General features: G+C 67.3%; 15 protein-coding genes and 1 pseudogene. 6 read left to right on the top strand and 10 right to left on the bottom strand.

The annotated features are described in order from the left end of the window. Positions 1–150: 150 nt before the first annotated feature. The 9 genes from J2W36_RS23715 to J2W36_RS23675 all read right to left on the bottom strand — a co-directional run bounded on the left by J2W36_RS23715 (position 151) and on the right by J2W36_RS23675 (position 11,457). Positions 151–1,680 (bottom strand): tripartite tricarboxylate transporter permease, encoded by a 1,530-nt coding sequence (locus J2W36_RS23715; protein ID WP_307692242.1) that lies wholly within the window; start codon positions 1,678–1,680, stop codon positions 151–153. Then, positions 1,680–2,102, bottom strand: coding sequence for a tripartite tricarboxylate transporter TctB family protein (locus tag J2W36_RS23710; RefSeq protein WP_307692241.1), 423 nt, complete (start codon positions 2,100–2,102; stop codon positions 1,680–1,682). The genes J2W36_RS23715 and J2W36_RS23710 overlap by 1 nt, the downstream gene beginning before the upstream one ends. A gap of 204 nt (positions 2,103–2,306) precedes the next feature. Continuing rightward, positions 2,307–3,785: a sensor histidine kinase gene (locus tag J2W36_RS23705; protein ID WP_307692240.1), complete on the bottom strand. Its 1,479-nt coding sequence runs from the start codon at positions 3,783–3,785 to the stop codon at positions 2,307–2,309. After that, a complete protein-coding gene (locus J2W36_RS23700; protein WP_307692239.1) occupies positions 3,763–4,452 on the bottom strand; it encodes a response regulator in 690 nt (229 codons plus the stop codon). The genes J2W36_RS23705 and J2W36_RS23700 overlap by 23 nt, the downstream gene beginning before the upstream one ends. 28 nt (positions 4,453–4,480) lie before the next feature. Then, entirely contained in the window at positions 4,481–4,948 is a 468-nt protein-coding gene (locus tag J2W36_RS23695; RefSeq protein ID WP_307692238.1) for a DUF4189 domain-containing protein, read from the bottom strand. Continuing rightward, positions 4,945–8,043, bottom strand: a complete 3,099-nt coding sequence (locus J2W36_RS23690; RefSeq protein ID WP_307692237.1) for an efflux RND transporter permease subunit — start codon at positions 8,041–8,043, stop codon at positions 4,945–4,947. The genes J2W36_RS23695 and J2W36_RS23690 overlap by 4 nt, the downstream gene beginning before the upstream one ends. After that, entirely contained in the window at positions 8,040–9,161 is a 1,122-nt protein-coding gene (locus J2W36_RS23685; protein WP_307692236.1) for an efflux RND transporter periplasmic adaptor subunit, read from the bottom strand. Before J2W36_RS23685 ends, J2W36_RS23690 begins: the two co-directional genes overlap by 4 nt. Beyond that, positions 9,158–10,693, bottom strand: coding sequence for an efflux transporter outer membrane subunit (locus J2W36_RS23680; RefSeq protein WP_307692235.1), 1,536 nt, complete (start codon positions 10,691–10,693; stop codon positions 9,158–9,160). The genes J2W36_RS23685 and J2W36_RS23680 overlap by 4 nt, the downstream gene beginning before the upstream one ends. Then, positions 10,690–11,457: a CerR family C-terminal domain-containing protein gene (locus tag J2W36_RS23675; protein ID WP_307692234.1), complete on the bottom strand. Its 768-nt coding sequence runs from the start codon at positions 11,455–11,457 to the stop codon at positions 10,690–10,692. Before J2W36_RS23675 ends, J2W36_RS23680 begins: the two co-directional genes overlap by 4 nt. Before the next feature lie 182 nt (positions 11,458–11,639). Between J2W36_RS23675 and J2W36_RS23670 the strand changes: the two genes are divergently transcribed. The 4 genes from J2W36_RS23670 to J2W36_RS23655 all read left to right on the top strand — a co-directional run bounded on the left by J2W36_RS23670 (position 11,640) and on the right by J2W36_RS23655 (position 16,138). Continuing rightward, on the top strand, positions 11,640–12,704 hold the full coding sequence (locus tag J2W36_RS23670) for a hypothetical protein (RefSeq protein ID WP_307692233.1): 1,065 nt from the start codon (positions 11,640–11,642) through the stop codon (positions 12,702–12,704). Between the two features lie 75 nt (positions 12,705–12,779). Beyond that, positions 12,780–14,315: a sigma-54 interaction domain-containing protein gene (locus J2W36_RS23665; RefSeq protein ID WP_307692232.1), complete on the top strand. Its 1,536-nt coding sequence runs from the start codon at positions 12,780–12,782 to the stop codon at positions 14,313–14,315. 15 nt (positions 14,316–14,330) lie between these two features. After that, positions 14,331–15,689 (top strand): voltage-gated chloride channel family protein, encoded by a 1,359-nt coding sequence (locus J2W36_RS23660; RefSeq protein ID WP_307692231.1) that lies wholly within the window; start codon positions 14,331–14,333, stop codon positions 15,687–15,689. After that, entirely contained in the window at positions 15,686–16,138 is a 453-nt protein-coding gene (locus tag J2W36_RS23655; protein ID WP_307692230.1) for an Lrp/AsnC family transcriptional regulator, read from the top strand. Before J2W36_RS23660 ends, J2W36_RS23655 begins: the two co-directional genes overlap by 4 nt. 137 nt (positions 16,139–16,275) lie before the next feature. On the opposite strand, the gene J2W36_RS23650 is transcribed toward J2W36_RS23655, so the two are convergent. Further along, positions 16,276–16,860 (bottom strand): BPSL1445 family SYLF domain-containing lipoprotein, encoded by a 585-nt coding sequence (locus J2W36_RS23650; protein WP_307692229.1) that lies wholly within the window; start codon positions 16,858–16,860, stop codon positions 16,276–16,278. A gap of 358 nt (positions 16,861–17,218) precedes the next feature. On the opposite strand from J2W36_RS23650, the gene J2W36_RS23645 reads away from it, so the two are divergent. Further along, entirely contained in the window at positions 17,219–18,412 is a 1,194-nt protein-coding gene (locus J2W36_RS23645) for a substrate-binding domain-containing protein (RefSeq protein WP_307692228.1), read from the top strand. Positions 18,413–18,419: 7 nt separating this feature from the next. Beyond that, a pseudogene (locus J2W36_RS23640) lies at positions 18,420–18,526 on the top strand (ABC transporter ATP-binding protein); the annotation flags it as partial.

Below are 18,526 nucleotides of genomic sequence, written 5' to 3'. Positions count from 1 at the left end.
GCGTGCGACAGCGCTCGGCTCGGCTCGGCGAGCAGGAAGTCACGGAAATGCGCAGAGAAATATTGGATGTCTGGGTGGCGGGCTCTCCATCTGACAATGCAGTGCACTTCAAGCGGGTCGACATCCGCCGACCCGCCAGGCGACCTGTTCTCAGCCTACTGCCTGTTGCGCTTCCTCTGGGGCGACAGGAGCCACCGTTTTCTTGTTGCGCACGGCACGGAAGAACGCGACCGTCTGCCAGATGACGACGATGGCAATCACGGTCAACAGCGTGCCGCTGATCGGCCGCGTCACGAAGACGCTGAAGTCACCGCGGCTCAGCAGCATTGCGCGGCGGAAATTTTCCTCGAGCATCGGCCCGAGGATGAAGCCGAGCATGAGCGGTGCCGCCTCCATGTCCAGGCGCAGGAAGAGGTAGCCGATCAGGCCGAAGACCGCCGTGGTGTAGATGTCGTCCAGACTGTTGTTGATGCTGAAGGTACCGACGCAGCAGAAGAACATGATCGCAGGGAACAGCACGGTGTACGGGATCTTGAAGACCGACAGCCAGTAACGCACCAGCGGCACATTCAGCACCAGCAGGAAGCAGTTGCCGATCCACATGCTGGCCACCAGACCCCAGAACAGGTCGGGGTGTGTGCCGATCATGTTCGGGCCGGGCTGGATGCCCTTGACGACGAAGGCGGCCATCATCAACGCCATGACGGCGTTCTCGGGGATGCCGATGGCCATCAGCGGGATGAAGCTGGTGCGCGCGGCAGCCTCGTCGGCCGCTGCCTGTCCGGCGACACCCTCGATGCAGCCGGTGCCGATCTCGTGCTTGTACTTGCTGAACTTCTTGTCGGCCGCATAGGCTGCGAACTGGGCGATGGTGGGGCCACCGCCGGGCAGGATGCCCAGCACGGAGCCGATCACGCTGCCGCGCAGCGCGCTGGGCCAGATGCGCTTGAACTCGGGCCAGGTCGGCATGAGCTTGATCTTGCCGTTGAACGGCGTGAGCACGTTCTTGTTGTCCAGGTTCTTCACCACTTCCGCAATGCCGAAGCAGCCCAGCGCGATGCTGATGAGGCCGATGCCGTCCTGCAGGAAGGGCAGGTCCATCGTGTAGCGCGCCACGCCGCTGTTCACGTCGGTGCCCACCACGCCGAGCAGCACGCCGACCATGGCCATGGCCAGGCCGTTGAGCAGGCTGCCTGCGCTCACGAAGCTCACGCAGAAGAAGCCCAGCAGCATCAGCGCGCAGTAGTCGGCCGGGCCGAACAGGAAGCCGACTTCGCCGAGCGCCGGTGCCATCGTCGACAGCACCACGATGGCGACGGTGCCGCCGATGAAGCTCGACAGCCCGGCCGTGAACAGCGCCAGGCCGGTCTTGCCCTTGAGCGTCATCTGGTAGCCGTCGATACAGGCCACGATGCTGCTCGCATGCGGGATCTTCATCGTGATTGCGCTCACGCTGTCGCCGTATTGCGCGCCGTAGTAGATGCCGGCAAGCATGATGAGTGCGCCGCCGGTGGGGATCGAATAGGTCAGCGGCAGCAGCAGGCTGATCGTGGAAAGCGGCCCGAGGCCCGGCAACAGGCCGATGAGCGTGCCGACGGTGCAGCCCAGGGCGCAATAGAGCAGGTTCTGCAGCGTGAGCGCATGCTCGAACCCGAACGCGAGGTTGTGAAAGACTTCCATCAGTAGAGCGGCAGGTTCAGGCCGAGAAGGTTCTTGAAGGCGAAAGCGACGGCCACCAGGCCGATCGAGATCTTGATGTTGCGCACCACGGAATACGAGGTGCCGGCGAACGTGGACACGAACACCATGAACACGATGGCCAGGATCATGTTGACGTGCTCCGAGATGACGGCGAAGCCGACCAGGCTCGTCAGGATGATGGCGATGTTCTTGACGTTGTAGTCCACCGGCAGCCGTTCGACGAAGAACGACCGCACTGCGGTGATCAGCCCGATCAGGAACAGGAAGGAGCTCACCATGATCGGGAACAGCCCGGGGCCGGAGCGGCTGAAGGAGCCGATGCTGTAGTTGGTCGCCACGCCGCCGAAGAGTGCGGCGATGGCCATCAGGAAGATGCCCCGGATGAAATTGCGATTGTTCATGCGGAACACCTCCGCGTGCGCAGGGTGGACGAAGGGCAGGCGGGCATGCGGGTCTCCTTTTGATAGCGCCGACGGCTGTGCCGGCTGGCGCGGATCGTAGGCAGCGATGCTTCCAATCTGCTTTCGTTCGGGCCCGCAGGGCTGCGAATACGTACTATCACTCACGTGCCGGCTGCCGCAGGGGCACCGGCCGGCAGGCGAGCTTCAGGCCTGCGGCAGGCGCAGGATGGCACGCAGACCGGTGCCGTCCGGACCGGCGTCCGCCAGCACGACATCGCCGCCGTTGCGCCTTGCATAAGCGCGGGCGATCGACAGGCCCAGGCCGGCACCGTGGTTGCCCGCGGTGCCGGCCAGCTGCCGAAAACGCTCGAACACCTCGTCGCGCCGAGCCGGGGCGATGCCGGGGCCGTCGTCGCGCACCTCGACCAGCGATTGACCGTCGGCGGCGCTGGCCTCGACGGTGATGCGGCCCCCCACGGGCGTGTGGACGATCGCGTTGTGAACGAGGTTGGCCAGCACCTCGTACAGCTCGGCGCCATCGGCTTGCGCCGTGACCGCATGACCGGCATCTGCCCAGCCCAGGTCCTGGTCTTTCTCATGGGCCAGCGTCAGGTGCTGGACCACCACGTCGCGCGCAATGCCGTTGAGATCAACGTCGCTGGGCGCCGACCCTGGCGGGGTGCGCTCGCTCGCATGCACCAGTGCCAGCAGCTGTTCGCAGAGTCGGCGGCTGCGCCCCACCTGGGCCCGTATCGCCCGCAGTGTTTCCTGAAGGCGCGCCGGGTCTTTCTCGCGCAACGCCACCCCCGCCTGGGTCATCATGATGGCCAGCGGCGTGCGCAGCTGGTGGGACGCGTCGGCCAGGAACTGCGACTGCGCATCGAGCAGCTCCCGGTAGCTGGCCACCTGCGCGTTCACCGCGATGACCAGCGGTGACACTTCATAGGGCACGCCCGTGACGTCCAGCGGCTCCGGGACGCCACCCTGGCGCCGAATCACCGATTCGCGCAGACGCTCGAGCGGTTTGAGCGACCAGGTCACGCCCAGCCAGACCAGCAGGCTCACCATGAGCACCATGCGCGCATCGCGCAGCAGTTGCTGGCGCAGCGAGTCGGCCTCGGCGCGCGCACGTGGCCGGCTCGGCTGAACCACCTGGACCTGCACGTCGAAGGGCTGGCCGCGCTCGTCCACCTGCGGGCCGCGCAGCGCCACCACCCGCACCGGATGACCGAGGTGGTGGGCGTCATACCAGACCGTGGAGAGACCATCGACCGACGCCCAGCCGTCGACGGGCGGTTGCGGCAGGTCGGCCTCGCCCAGCAGCCTGCGTGGGGCTGGCACGGCTGCTGCGCGGTCCTGCCCCGCGGTTCGTGGGAGGAGCTCGACGGACATCAGCTGGTTGTCGGCGTCGATCGCGTCGAGCACCGCGCGGGCCGTGCTCTGAGCCGTGTGCGCATCCAGCTGCAGCGTGCCGTCTGCGGTGACGACCACGCTGCGGCGCAGTGCATGAGCGGAGGCCAGCATCACCCGGTCGTAGGCGTCTTGTGCCAGGTCGCGCAAGGCACGGTAGTCGTTCCAGCTGTCCAATGCCAGCAGGCCGAGCAGGCAAGGCAGCAGCAGCACGAGCAGGCGCGCGCGGATGCCGAAGCGGCTGCCGGGCTCAGTGCGTGGCGGCAGGGTCATGGCCGGTGCTCTCGAGCATGTAGCCCAGGCCGCGCACGGTGACGATGCGCACGTCGCCGCCGGCGAGCTTGCGGCGCAGCCGATGCAGCACCAGCTCGATGGCATCGGGGCCCGCCTGGCTGTCCGAAGGAAAGACCTTGGCGGAGAGGTGCGATTTTTCGACCGGCGAACCGTGGCGCGCGAGCAGCACCGACAGCGCGGCGCTCTCGCGCGGCGTCAACGGCAGCAACACACCGTCGAGCAGGAATGCGCGGCTCTCGGGGGTGCGTGTCAGGCTGCCGCAGCGCAGGATGCCATGTGCGTTGCCGCGAGAACGGCGTACCAACGCATCGAGGCGCGCCTCCAGCTCTTCGATGGCAAATGGCTTGGTCAGGAAGTCGTCGGCGCCCAGGTTCAGGCCCTTGACCCGGTCCTGCAGCAGGCCTTGCGCGGTCAGCACCAGCACCGGGGTGCGGTTGCCGGCGTCACGCAAGTCGGCCAGCAGCACCAGGCCGTGCTTGTCGGGCAGGCGCAAGTCGAGCACCACGGCGTCGTAGTGGCCGACTGCGAGCAGAGACTCGGCCGTGGCCGCATCGGGCGCATGGTCGGCCACGAAGCCGCTTTGCTTGAACGCACGGATCAGCCAGGCGGCCATTTCGGCTTCGTCTTCGATCAGGAGCAGGCGCATAGGTGACGATCCTACGATGCCGGCGGTTTCAGCGCGGCGAGCACACCTGCACCAGCGTCTTGCACGGTTGGGTCGGCAGGTGGCTGTCGCACTGGCTGGCCGCCGCCTTGCCCGCGGCGTCTGCCGTGGCGGCCAGGCCAGTGCCCCATTCGCCGTAGTTCCCGGCGGCCAGGGCACCGCAGGCGCGGTTGAAATAGGCGCGGACCGCGCAACTGCCGGCGCGTCCGGTGGTTTTTTCGCACTGGGCCAGGGCGGCGCGTTCTGCCGCGTCGCGGGTGCGCTGGTTGAAGGAGAAACCGTAAGCCGACGAGGTGGGAGAGGCCATCGAGGCAATGGCACCCCAACTCGGCGAGGGAACGGCGGCCGCCAGGGTCGGTGGCGCGTCGGCCGCGAGGCTTGGGCGTGGACTGCCCAAGACCAGCAGCGCAAGCAGCCCGACGAGGGCAAGCAGGAAGGCGGGGCGTCGCGAAGCGGCGCATTGCGCAGGCGCCGTCATCTCGGCAGCCCCCGCAGGCGCCGCACCGTGCGCCCGATCCAGTGCTCGGCGTCGTCGATGTAGGTGAACACGGCGGGCACCACCAGCAGGCTCAGCACGGTGGAGGTGATCAGCCCGCCAATCACGGCCATGGCCATCGGCGAGCGGAAGCTCGAGTCCGCTGCGCTCCATCCGAAGGCGATGGGCGCCATGCCCGCACCCATGGCGAGCGTGGTCATGATGATGGGGCGCGCGCGCTTGTGGCATGCGTCCATCAGCGCGTCCCAGCGGCTCATGCCGGGCACGGCGGGGCGGCCGCCGCTGCCGTCATGCCCGCGGCGCGCGACGATCGCGTACTCCACCAGCAGGATCGAGTTCTTCGTCGCGATGCCCATCAGCATGATCAGGCCGATCAGCGAAGGCATCGACAGCGCTTTCTGCCCGATCAGCAGGCCCACGAAGGCGCCGCCCAGTGCGAGTGGCAGCGCGCACAGGATGGTCACCGGATGCAGGAAGTCCTTGAACAGCAGCACCAGCACGATGTAGATGCACAGCACGCCGGTCAGCATCGCCAGGCCGAAGCTGGCGAACAGCTCAGTCATGACCTCGGCATCGCCGACCTCGGCCACCCGCACGCCGGGCGGCAGCTTGGCGATCGAGGGCAGCGCCATGGCCATGGTCTTGGCGTCGCCCAGGCCCATGCCCGACAGCTCGATTTCGAAGTTGACATTGCGCGAGCGATCGTAGCGGTCGATCACGGCCGGACCGCCCTCTACCGTGAGCTTGGCGACCTGGCCCAGCATGACCGGGCCGTGCGTGCCCGGCACCGTGAGGCGCTCGAGCAGCGCCAGGTCTTGCCGAGCCGAGTCTTCGAGCTTCACCACGATGGGCACCTGGCGCTGCGCGAGGTTGAGCTTGGGCAGCGATTGGTCGTAGTCGCCCAGGGTGGCCACGCGCAGGGTTTCGGCGATGGCTGAACTCGTCACGCCCAGGTCGGCCGCGCGTGCGAAGTCCGGGCGCACCGCGATTTCCGGGCGGATCAGGCTGGCGGTCGATGTGATGTTGCCCAGGCCGGGAATACTGCGCAGATCACGCTCGACCGCGCGCGCCGCGGTGGTCAGCGCCACCGGGTCTTCGCCGGAGAGCGCCAGGATGTACTTCTCGCCCGAACCGCCCAGGCCGACCGTGGTGCGCACGCCCGGAAGGCTCTCCAGCGCCTTGCGGATTTCGTTTTCGATCACCTGCTTGCGCGGCCGGTCGCCGCGTGGGTCCAGCTTGACGGTGAGCGTGGCCTTGCGTGTCTCGGGCGTGCCGAAGCTGGCGAACGGATCGCCGCCGGCGCTGCCGCCGGCCACCGTGGTGTAGACGCTGCGCACGTGCTGGATCTGCATGAGCCGACGCCGGGTTTCCTCGGCGGTGGCGCTGGTCTGCGCCAGCGTGGCGCCCGGCGCCAGCGTGAGGTAGACCTGGGTCTGCGAGTTGTCGTCCGGCGGAATGAAGCCGGTCTTGAGCAGAGGGATCATCGCCAGCGAGCCGATGAAGAACAGCAGGGCCAGCACCATCGTGACGAGGCGGTGCGTCATGCACCAGGCCACTGCCCGCATGTACCAGCGCATCCAGCCGGCTTCCTTCTCGGCGGTGACGATGGGCTTCATGAGGTAGGCGGCCATCATCGGCGTGAGCACGCGTGCGACCACCAGCGAGGCGAACACCGCGAGGGAGGCCGTCCAACCGAACTGCTTGAAGAACTTGCCCGCCACGCCGCTCATGAAGGCGGTCGGCAGGAACACCGCGATCAGCGTGAAGGTGGTGGCGATCACGGCCAGGCCGATCTCGTCGGCCGCCTCCATCGCCGCGTCGTACGGGCTCTTGCCCATGCGCAGGTGCCGCACGATGTTCTCGACCTCCACGATGGCGTCGTCCACCAGGATGCCGACCACCAGCGACAGCGCGAGCAGCGAGATGACGTTGATCGAAAAGCCCAGCAGGTGCATGCCGATGAAGGCCGGAATGACCGACATCGGCAGCGCCACGGCCGAGACGAAGGTCGCGCGCCAGTCGCGCAGGAACAGCCACACGACGACCACGGCCAGGATGGCGCCTTCATACAGCAGGTGCAGCGAACCGTCGTATTCCTCCTGCACCGGGTCGACGAAGTTGAAGGCCTCCGTCAGGCGGATGTCCGGGTGCTGCGTGCGCAGTTCGACCAGCGCCTTCTGGATCAGCCCGCCGACCTCGACTTCGCTTTCGCCGCGGCTGCGCGCGACCTCGAAGCCGACGACCGTCTTGCCGTCGAGCAGCGCCGCGCTGCGCGGCTCGGCAATGGTGTCACTGATGCGCGCGACCTGGTCGAGGCGGATGCGGCGGCCATCGGACAGCGGAATCTGCATCGTGCGCAGCTCGTCGGCCGACTGCACGGTGGCCATGGTGCGCACCGGCTGCTCACTGCCCGAGAGGTCGAAGCGGCCGCCCGCGCTTTCCGTCTGCACCTGGCGCAGCTGGCGCGAGATGTCCGACGCCGTGGCGCCCAGCGCCTGCAGCTTGGCCGGGTCGAGGTCGACGTGCACCTGCCGCGTCACGCCGCCCACCCGGTTGACCGCGCCCACGCCCGGCAACGCCAGCAGCTTCTTGGTCACGTCGTTGTCCACGAACCAGCTGAGCGACTCGGCATCCATCCTGTCGGATGCGATGGTAAAGGCCAGCACCGGCTGTGCCGCCAGGTCGAGCTTGGTGACCACCGGGTCGCGCACGTCGGCGGGCAGGTCCGAGCGCACGCGCTGCACGGCCGAGCGCACATCATCGACGGCTTCCTGCACCGGCTTTTCCAGCCGGAACTCGACGATCAGCGTGGCCGCGCCATCCTGCACCTTGGTGGTGATGTGCTTGAGCCCCTGGATGGTGGCGATGGCGTTCTCGAGCTTGCGCGCGACATCGGTCTCGAGTTGGGACGGCGAGGCGCCCGGCAGCGCCGCGGACACCGTGACGGTCGGCAGGTCGATGTCCGGAAAGTTCTGCACCTTCATCGCGTTGAAGGACAGCAGCCCACCGACGGTGAGCAGCACGAACAGCATCACTGCCGGAATCGGGTTCCTGATGGACCAGGCGGAAACGTTCATGGGGCTACCCGCACCAGATCGCCGTCGTTCAGGAAGCCGGCGCCCTGCACCACGACCTTGGCATCGGCGGGCAGCGCCGTGGTGATCTCGACGCGGTCCCCGACGCGGCGGCCGGTCTGCACGCGCAACTGCGCGACGCGCTGGTCGGGCTGCAGCAGCATCAGGTGATTGAAGCCGTCGCGCGGCACGATGGCTGCCTGCGGTACCGTCAATGCGCTGGTTCTACCCAGCTGGAATTCGCCCTGTGCAAACATGCCAGCCTTGACCGCGGTGCTTTGCAGCACATTGGGGATATCGACGTATACCAGCGCATTGCGCGTCTGCGGATCGACCGTCGGTGCCACGCTGCGCACCTTGCCTTGCACCTGGGCGCCGCTGGCGCTGGTGACTGTGGCGGGCGTGCCGACTGCGATGCGGGCCAGCTCGGCCGAGGTGACTTCGGCGCGCCATTCGAGGCGGCCCTGGCGGATCAGGCGGAACAGCTCGCTGCCCGCGGCCACCACGCCGCCGACCGTGGCAGTGCGCGCGGAGATCACACCATCATCGGGCGCCAGCACCTGCGTGTTGCGCCCGCGCACCTGCTGCGCTGCCAGCACGGCTTCGGCCGCCTCGACCCGCGCCTGCGCGGTCTGCGCGCTGGTCTGGTACTGGTTGATCTGCTGCTGGCTCAGTGCGCCGGTGGCCTGCAAGGTGCGGGCACGCTCGGCATTGCCGGCGGCGTCCGCCGCATTGGCGCGGGCTTCGGCGAGCGAGGCGCGGGCCTGTGCGACATCCGCGCGCACCGTGTCGCCAATGAATGTTGCGAGCACCTGCCCCTTCTTGACCACGTCGCCCACATTCACACGCACCTCGCCCAGGCGCAGGCCGTTCGATTCGGAGCCGATCACCGCCTCCTGCCAGGCGGCGATGTTGCCGTTGGCGGCCAGCGTGACGTTCAGTTCGGCGTGCGCAGGCGGCGCGACGGTGACTGTCAGCGTCGGCCGGGGCGCGGCCGCGGCCTGCGCCGGCTTGGACCGGCTTTCGGCCGGGTGGCCGCGAACGAGCCAGAGGGCAACACCGGCGACCGCCAGCGCGGCGGCGATCAAAAGGACGAGGGTGGAGCGTTTCATGGACTTCATGGCTGTTGAGTGACCTGCTGGACGGCCTGGCTCGCAGGTGTCACAGAGGAGGTCGATGTGGAGGCGGTCGATTCGATGCCTTCTTGCTGCGCGGGGCGCGTCCAGCCGCCACCGGTCGCTCGGTAGAGCGCGACCCATGCTTCGGCGCGTTCACGCTGCAGCGAGACGCGCGCGGTCTGCGCGCTGTAGAGCGTGCGGCGCGCATCCTCCAGCTCGAACAGGCTGGCCAGGCCGCTGTCGTAGCGCGCCTGCGTGGCGTTGAAAGAGGCCTGGTAGTTCTGCACGGCCGCATCGGCGTCGCCCGCACGGGCGTCGGTGCTCTGCAGGTTCACCAGTGCCTGCTCGACTTCGCTCACCGCCTGGCGCACGTTGCTGCGATACGCGGCCACGGCTTCGGCATAGCGGGCGCGAGACGCGTCGGCATTGGCCTTGCGCGCGCCGCCATCGAGCAGCGGCACGGTCAGCGACAACGGCCCCACCGACCAGGTGTCGAGCGACTGCCTGAAGCCGCCCACGCGGTACTGGGAAACGCCGACCGAGCCGGTGAGCGACAACCTTGGATAGCGCTCGGCCTCGGCCGAGCCGACGTCGGCGCTGGCAGCCGCCACGTCCAGCTCGCTGGCATACACGTCGGGCCGCTGGGCCAGAAGCGCCGCGGGCACGGCGTCCACCGCGAGCAGCGCGGGCAATGGCTGCAGCGTCGGCATGGCGGACAGCCGGGCGGCAAGTTCGCGTTCGTCCAGACCGGTCAGCGCCACCAGCGACTTGCGCTGCACCTCGCATTGCGCGCGCTGCTGGGTGAGCCGGCCCGACGCATCGGACGCACTTGCGCGCGCCAGGGCCGCGTCGGCCGGTGCGGTGAAGCCGGCGCGTGCGGAAAGGTCGGTCAACCGTGAAGTCTCGCTGCGCGAGCGGGCGTCGGACTCGGACACGGCGAGCTGCTGGACGCATGTGCGTTGCGCGAAATAGGCGTTGGCCGTGTCGGCCGCCACGGACACGCGGGCATCGTGCCATTTGGCGTCGGCACTGGCCAGCCGGGTCTCGGCCGCATCGCGATCGGCGCCCAGGCGCCCGAACAGGTCGATCTCCCATTGCGACTGCACGGTGCCCTGCAGGGTCGTGATCGGGGTCGCGGCAAAGCCGTTGCCCCCGCTCGACGGCGTGTTGGCGCGCGTGCCCGACAGCGTGCCGTTCAGGCTCGGCAGGAGGGCGGATGCCGTGGCCACACGGTTCGAACGCGCTTCGGCGATGCGCGCTGCCGCGCTGGCCATGGTCGGGCTCGCGTCCTGGGCTGCGGCGATCAGGTCGACCAGGAGCGGGTCGTCCAGTTGGCGCCACCATTCGGTCAGCGCTGCCAGCGAGCCTGTGTGGGTGGCGGGCCGCGCAATGCCTGCAGTTGCCGGCAGGGGCGCGTTCCATTGGGCCGGCATGGGCGCGGTGGCGATGGCGGGCGGGCGCGCAATGCTGCAGGCGCCAAGGGCCGTCAGGGCAAAGGGCACGCCGAGCGCGCCGAGAAGTTGCAATGGGCTCATGGTCCTGTTCGTTGGTTGCTGCGGCCGTGCGACCGAGCAGGAGGAGAGGGCGCGCGTGGTGCGGCCGGCGTCGCGCGTCGTCGGGCGGCTTCGCTGGCGACCATCGCCAGCGCGTAGCCCAACAGGCGCTGGGCCCAGGCATCGATGTCCTGCGGCGAGCCGAGCAGCGAAGGTTGCAGTGCATCCACGATGTCGCGCATCACGAAGAGCTGCATGGCGAGACCGGCGATCGACAACGCCAGCCGATGCACGTCGTCGTCTGGCACGTCGAGTGCGAGGTGGCGGCACAGCACGCGCACCAGGGCCTCGTGCGGGCCGCGCACATCGCGGTCGATCTCTGTCGAAAACTGTTGTGTGGGTTCGAGCAGCTCGCGCATGTGCAGGCGCATGCAGTAGCCCACCACTTCGCCGAGCTTGAGGGGTTCGGTGTAAGCCAGCATGAAGCGGTGCAACGACTCCTCGACCGGCATGCCGGGGACATCGAACAAGGCAATCACGTCGGCCGCCGTGCCGCCCATGGGTTCGCAGAAGGTGGCCGCATAGAGCCCGGCCTTGTCGCCGAAGTAATAGCTGATGGCCGCGACGTTTGCGCCTGCGGCCTGCGCGATTTCACGGGTGGACGTCTTGGCAAAACCCTTTTCGGCGAACAGGCGCAGTGCCGCGTGCAGCAGCCGTCCGCGTGCTTCGATGCCATCGCTTCGCGAGGCGCGCGGGGCACGCGAGGCGGGCGGCGCTGGGATGGCGTGCGAAATGGGCGACTTCATAGAGGAAGATTGGAACACATAAATCAAACGATTGATTAAATTAAGGCGCTCAACACGAGGCTGGTGAATCGGGAACGACGCAGCGCAGCGGCTCCAGAAGATGGGGAATGCACCCTCTGTTCCACCCATTGAAAAGTGCAGGTCGGCGGGAGACTGGCGTGGTCCCAGAAGCAGGTCTTCCCATGTCGTCCAAACCCACCAGATCCGTCGTTCTTCCTCTTGCCGCGGCCTTGCTTACGCTGGCCGGTTGCGGCGGCGGTGGCGGGGCCTCCAGCCCCACGGGCGTCGTCGTGGCCGCAGGGCCGCAAGCCGCCACCAGCGCGACGACGGTGGCCGCGCGGGTCGCTTTGCCGGTGCCGTCGCCCGCGATGGCCCGTTCGATCGACATGGTGGGGCTGCGCGCCGCCGTCTTGCAGGTGCTGCAGGAGGAACGCCAGCGCTGCGGCTTCAGCCCCCTCGCGGCGGACGCCAGCCTGGACAGCGCGGCTGCCCACCACGGCACCTACCTGGCCACAGACATTTCCAATGGCACGCAGGGTGCCCACACCGAAGTGCCCGGCATGCCGGGTTTCACCGGAGAAAATCCAGTCGATCGCGCCAAGGCCGCCGGCTATGCGGCAGCGGCAGGCGCGGTCAACGAGGCTTTCGCCCACAGCGCCCTCGCGACCAGCGACGAGGCCATTGCCGCCGCGGCGCTGCCCACGGACCGTGCGGTCGCGCACGCGAAGTACCTGCTGACGACCGTCTATCACATGGCCGCGCTGCTGTCGCCCCGGCGCGACCTGGGCGTGGGCTATGCCGAACAAAAGGGCAGCAGTGCCTTCGCCCAGGTCACTGTGATGGAGTTCGGCGTGAAAAGCACCGTCGACAACGCGAGCCAGGCCGATCTGCTGACCTACCCCTGCGACGGCACGACCGTGGCGCGCGCCTCTTTCGTGCCTGCCAAGGAGAACCCGAACCCGCTGCCCGGTGTGGGCGACGGCACTGTGGGCACGCCAATCTATTTGCGCGCCCCTGCGGGCAAGGTTCTGGTGCTGCGCAGCCATCGCCTGATCGGGCCCGATGGTGCGACCGTGCCCACCACGGTGCTGGACGCGTCCAACGACCCGGCACAACGCCTGACCGCCGCGCAGGTCTTCGTGTTGGCGCAGCAGGCGCTTACCAAGGGTGCCAGCTATCGTGCGACCTTTGATGGCACCATCGACGGCGCTGCCTTTTCGCGCAGTTTCAGCTTCCAGCCGGCCTGAACGCGGGGTGCTGAGGCGGCCTGCATCGCCGCGCTGACGTCCGCGCCGGCAGCCGCGGCAGGCTACGATCCAGCCATGCCTGCGCCCACCGACGCTTCCCCTCGACTCCCGCTCGACGCCGACGGCATCCTCGCGCTGGCTGCGCGCTCGATGTTCCACTTGTTCTCCAGTATCAGCCAGGGCATGTTCCTGGTGGACCGAGGCGGTCGCATCGTCTGGGTGAACGAGGGCTATCAGCGCTTTCTGCCGGCGCTGGGCGTGCGATCGGTGGACGATTTTCTCGGCCGCCAGGTGGAAGAGGTCATCCCCAACACGCAGATGCGCCAGGTGCTCGACACCGGCCAGCCCATCCTCATCGACTTGCTGACCAATCGGGCCGGCACCTTCGTGGTCAGCCGCATTCCGCTGCACGCCGAGCGCGAGGGCGATGCCGGCGATGCGCCCGGCGAGGTGATCGGTGCCATCGGCATCGTTTTGTTCGACCATCCCGAAACCACGCTGCAGCCGCTCATCAGCAAGTTCGCGATGCTCCAGCGCGACCTGGACGACGCGCGGCGCGAGCTGGCCACGCAGCGTGCCAACCCGCTGCTCCAGCACGCGCCGGGCGGCCAGCGCCGCGCCAAGTACACCTTTGCGAGCTTCATCGGCAGCAGTCCGGCGGCGGTGGACATCAAGCGCCATGCACGGCGCGCGGCGCAGTCGTCGAGCCCGGTGCTGCTGTTGGGCGAGACAGGCACCGGCAAAGAGCTCTTGGCGCACGCCATCCACACCGCCTCGGCGCGCGCGCACGGACCGTTCGTCAGCCTGAACATCGCGGCGGTGCCCGACACGCTGCTGGAGGCTGAGTTCTTCGGCTTTGCGCCGGGAGCCTTCACCGGCGCTGACCGAAAGGGCCGCGAGGGCAAGTTCAAGCTCGCCGACGGCGGGACGCTCTTCCTTGACGAGATCGGCGACATGCCGATGGGCCTGCAGGCCAAGCTGCTGCGTGCGCTGCAGGAGGGCGAGATCGAGCCGCTCGGCTCCAACAAGCTGGTCGCCTTCGATGCCCGCGTGATCGCTGCAACCTCGCGCGATCTGGTCGCACTGGTGCGCGACGGACGCTTTCGAGAAGACCTGTATTACCGGCTCAACGTGCTGCCGCTGCGCGTGCCGCCGCTGCGCGAGCGGCGCGGCGACATTCCTGCGCTGGTCGAGGCGCTGGGCGAGGACATGGCCCAGCGCAGCGGTGAGGCGCCACCTGAACTCATGCCCGACGCGCTGGCGTTGCTGGCCGCGCAGCACTGGCGCGGCAACACGCGGGAACTGCGCAATGTGCTCGAACAGCTCGCCATGCGCAGCGACGCCACGCGCATTGATGCGGCCGAGGTCCAGCGCGTGCTGGCCGAAACCGGCCTGGAGCAGATTGCCGCGCCAGAGACCGCCGCACCCATCGAGCCGAGCGCTGGGGAGACCCGTCTGTTGCGTCCGCTCGCCGAGCAGGTTGCCGAGCTGGAGCGACGCGCCATTGCCGCCGCGATGGCCACGACCGGTGGCAACAAGCTGGCGGCGGCACGGCTGCTGGGCATTTCGCGCGCCACGCTGTACGACCGGATGGCGGTCGATTCAAATTAGGCAGGACTCCTTCTCATGCGCTCCGACCGTTTCAAGTTCTTCAAAGCCTTTCCACAACTGGCGTACATCGGCAAATGGATGCCCATCGCCTGCGTGGTGGCCGTGCTCGCCGGCAGTGCCTCGGCCTTTTTCCTGTTCATGCTGGATGCGGCCACACGTTGGCGCGAGGCGCATCCGGCGATGATCTGGTTGCTGCCGGCGGCTGGTTTTGCAGTGGGCTGGGTGTACCACCGCTGGGGCCGCGCGGTGGATGCGGGCAACAACCTGCTGATCGACCAGATCCACGATCCCACGAAGATGGTGCCGCTGCGCATGGCGCCGCTGGTGCTCGGTGGCACGGTCGTGTCTCACCTGTTCGGCGCGTCGGTCGGGCGCGAGGGCACGGCTGTGCAGATGGGCGGGGCGCTGGCCGACCAGCTCACGCGCCTGCTGCGCCTGGCGCCGGAAGACCGTCGCATCCTGCTGATGGCGGGGATCAGCGCGGGATTCGCATCGGTCTTTGGCACACCGCTGGCGGGCGCGATTTTCGGGCTGGAGGTGCTGGCCATCGGACGCATGCGCTATGACGCGCTCTTTCCGTGCGTGGTGGCCGGCCTCGTGGCGGATCAGGTCGGCATGGCGTGGGGCGTACACCACACGCACTACACGGTAGGCGCCATGGCGCCCATCGGTGTGTGGAGCGTGCTGGCCGTTGCGGTCGCTGGTGTGGCGTTCGGGCTGGCTGGTCGCGTGTTTTCAACCGCGACGCATGGCCTGGGCGCACTGGTCAGGCGCTTCGTGGCTTACCCGCCGTTGCGTCCGGTGTTGGGGGGGGGCGTCGTTGCCGTGGCCGTGTGGGCGCTCGGCGCTGCGCAGTTCGATGCGCACAAGTACATCGGCCTGGGCATTCCGACCATCGTGCAGTCGTTTGAGATGCCGGTTGCACCCTGGGACTTTCTGGGCAAGCTGGTGTTCACGGTGGTGTCGCTCGGCACGGGCTTCAAGGGCGGCGAAGTGACCCCGCTCTTCTACATCGGGGCGACACTGGGCAATGCGCTCGCGCCCCTGCTGCACTTGCCGTTCTCGATGCTTGCCGCCATCGGTTTCGTGGCGGTTTTCGCAGGTGCAGCCAATACGCCACTGGCCACTATCGTCATGGCCATGGAACTTTTTGGTCCGGCCATCGGGCCCCTGGCGGCTGTTGCCTGCGTGATGAGCTACCTGTGCGCGGGCCATACCGGCATCTATCACGCGCAACGCGTGGGTGCCGGCAAGTACGCAGCCACGACGCCACTGGAGGATCTGCGCCTGGGTGACATGGCGCGGCACCGTGCGATGACCCCTAAAGCGCAGGCAGGCGAGGCAGGACCCGAAAAGGAGGTCGGTCGCCCATGACCGACGCCTTCCAGCTCGACACCAAGGCATGGAAGCTTCTCGAAGCCGTGCAGGCCGATGGTCGCGCGCCGCTCAAGACCCTGGCCGAGGCCGCTGGGCTTTCGATTGCGGCAACGGCTGAGCGCCTCCGGCGCCTGCAGGAGGCAGGGGTCATCCGGGGCGTGCATGCCGACGTGGATCCCGCAAAAGTCGGCTTGCCGGTTCAGGCCCTCATCGGCATCACGACGGCGCAACCGCACAAACAGGCACTGCTCAAAGTGCTGCGTGCACGCACCGAAGTCCTCGAGTGCCACCACGTCACCGGTGCGGACTCGTACATGATGCACATCGCCGTGGCGGACATGGCCGCGCTGGAATCCTTCCTCGGCGACATCAACCGATGGGGTGAAACACGGACTGCGATCGTCATGTCCACGCCCATCTTTCGGCGCGGACTGCGCCGCCAGTGAGGGGAGTCGGCCAGCCGCCGCTTGACCAAAGCGCATGCAGGCAACGCAGGCAATACAGGTGACCATTGAAAAAGCCGGCTCGGCGCTGCGGTGCAGCGTCGAAGCCGGCTTGGGCGCGGGCAGAGCCCGGCGCTTGCTTACAGCGCGATTTCGGTGATCTTCGCACCCTGGACCGACACGCCTGCTTCCAGGCCCACGTTGGTCAGCACGAAGCCGATGACGGGCTGGCGAACCGTGTTGGTGTCGACACTGCCATTGGCGCCGATGGTGGCCAGGGCCACGGTGGCGTCTGCACCGGCCGTCCAGCCCTTGCTGTTGCGGAACTTGTCGAGAGCTTCCTGCGTGGTGAACAGGTAGATGACCGCCTTCGACTGCGCGCCAGCCTGGAAGCCGATCGAGCCTGCCGTCGTGCTGTAGTAGGCCTGGGTACGACCGTTGGTGCGCAGGGCGCCGCGGCCATATTCGGCACCGATGCCGAAGCTCGCGCCGACGACCGACGGGAACACCAGCACGCCACGCGATTTGGCGACCAGTTCACGCGAGCCGGGCACGGTGTCGTACAGCTTGGACAGCGAGGCATCGACCTGCGCATCGATCGAAGTGCGCGTCGACGTGGCGGTGCCGGTATCTCCGGGACGGGTCGTGGTGCAGCCGACGAACGCCAGGCTGCAGGCAGCCACTGCGGTGATGGTTGCAAAGGTGCGGAGCTTGGTGGAGTACATGGGTCAAATCCTTTGAGAAAAATCAGGCGGATCGCGTTGCATTGCTGCACCGTCCGAACGCCAGGGCTGCATCGTAAGGCGGTGGAAAGGCCCAAAAACGCAAAGCAGGCGAGCGCCTACGCGAAATCGGGCGTCGCAGGAAAGTACTGACGCAAGACGTGAAGAAGTTCCGGTGGACAGTGAAATGCTCAGCGTAAACCCTGACGATGAAACAGACATTTGTCTGAATATTAGACATAACGGATGTCTGTTTTGTGGTCTTTAGGTGGGCAAAAAATTAAAAATACCTAGTTAAATCAACAATCTATGAATTGGCACAAACTGTGCAATATTCAGCCATTCCTACAGGAGAGACATCATGATCCGCCGCAACCTTATCGCGACAGCCGTGCTCGGCAGCATTGCCGTCTTCGCTCATCAAGCTGCCATGGCGCAGTCCAACGAGATCCGCATCGCCCACGTCTACAGCAAGACCGGGGCACTCGAGGCCTACGGCAAGCAGACGCAAATCGGTTTGATGATGGGCCTCGAGTACGCCACCGGCGGCACCATGGAGGTCAACGGCAAGAAGCTCGTGGTCATCGAGAAGGACGACCAGGGCAAGCCCGATCTTGGCAAGTCGTTGCTGGCCGCCGCGTACTCCGACGACAAGGCCGCGCTGGCCGTCGGGCCGACTGCATCGGGCGTGGCGCTGGCCATGCTGCCGGTCGCCGAGGAATACAAGAAGGTGCTGATCGTCGAGCCCGCCGTGGCCGATTCGATCACCGGCGACAAGTGGAACAAGTACATCTTCCGCACCGGCCGCAACTCGTCGCAGGACGCCATCAGCAACGCGGTGGCCATCGACAAGCCGGGCGTCACGGTCGCGACGCTGGCGCAGGACAATGCCTTTGGCCGTGACGGCGTCAAGGCTTTCGGCGCCGCGCTGAAGAACGCCAAGCTGGCCCATGAGGAATACCTGCCCCCGGCGACCACCGACTTCACCGCGGGTGCTCAGCGCCTGATCGACAAGCTCAAGGACCAGCCGGGCCGCAAGATCATCTGGATCGTCTGGGCCGGCGCAGGCAACCCCTTCAAGATCGTCGACCTCGACCTCAAGCGCTACGGCATCGAGATCGCGACCGGCGGCAACATCCTGCCCGCCATGGCCGCCTACAAGAGCCTGCCGGGCATGGAAGGCGCGACCTACTACTACTTCGGCATCCCGAAGAACCCCGTGAATGAGGCGCTGGTCTCGGCGCACTACAAGCAGTACAAGGCGCCGCCGGACTTCTTCACCGCGGGCGGCTTTTCTGCTGCGATGGCGGTGGTCACGGCGCTGAAGAAGACCGGCGGCGACACCGGCACGAACAAGCTCATCACTGCCATGGAAGGCATGAGCTTCGACACGCCCAAAGGCAAGATGACCTTCCGCAAGGAAGACCACCAGGCGATGCAGTCGATGTACCACTTCAAGATCAAGGTGGATCCGGCCTTCGCGTGGGGCGTGCCTGAGCTCGTGCACGAGATCAAGCCCGAGGAAATGAACATCCCGATCAAAAACAAACGCTGATCGCCCGATGCTGGAAACCCGCGGACTCACCATTCGCTTCGGCGGCCACGTGGCCGTCAACGCTGTCTCGTGCGCCTTCGCGCCCGGCACGTTGACGGCCATCGTCGGGCCGAA

The sequence above is a fragment of the Variovorax ginsengisoli genome, from assembly GCF_030811835.1.
Classification (GTDB): Bacteria; Pseudomonadota; Gammaproteobacteria; order Burkholderiales; family Burkholderiaceae_C; genus Variovorax; species Variovorax ginsengisoli_C.
Note: the sequence above shows the minus strand (reverse complement) of the source record. Positions and strands in the feature narration are given on the sequence as shown.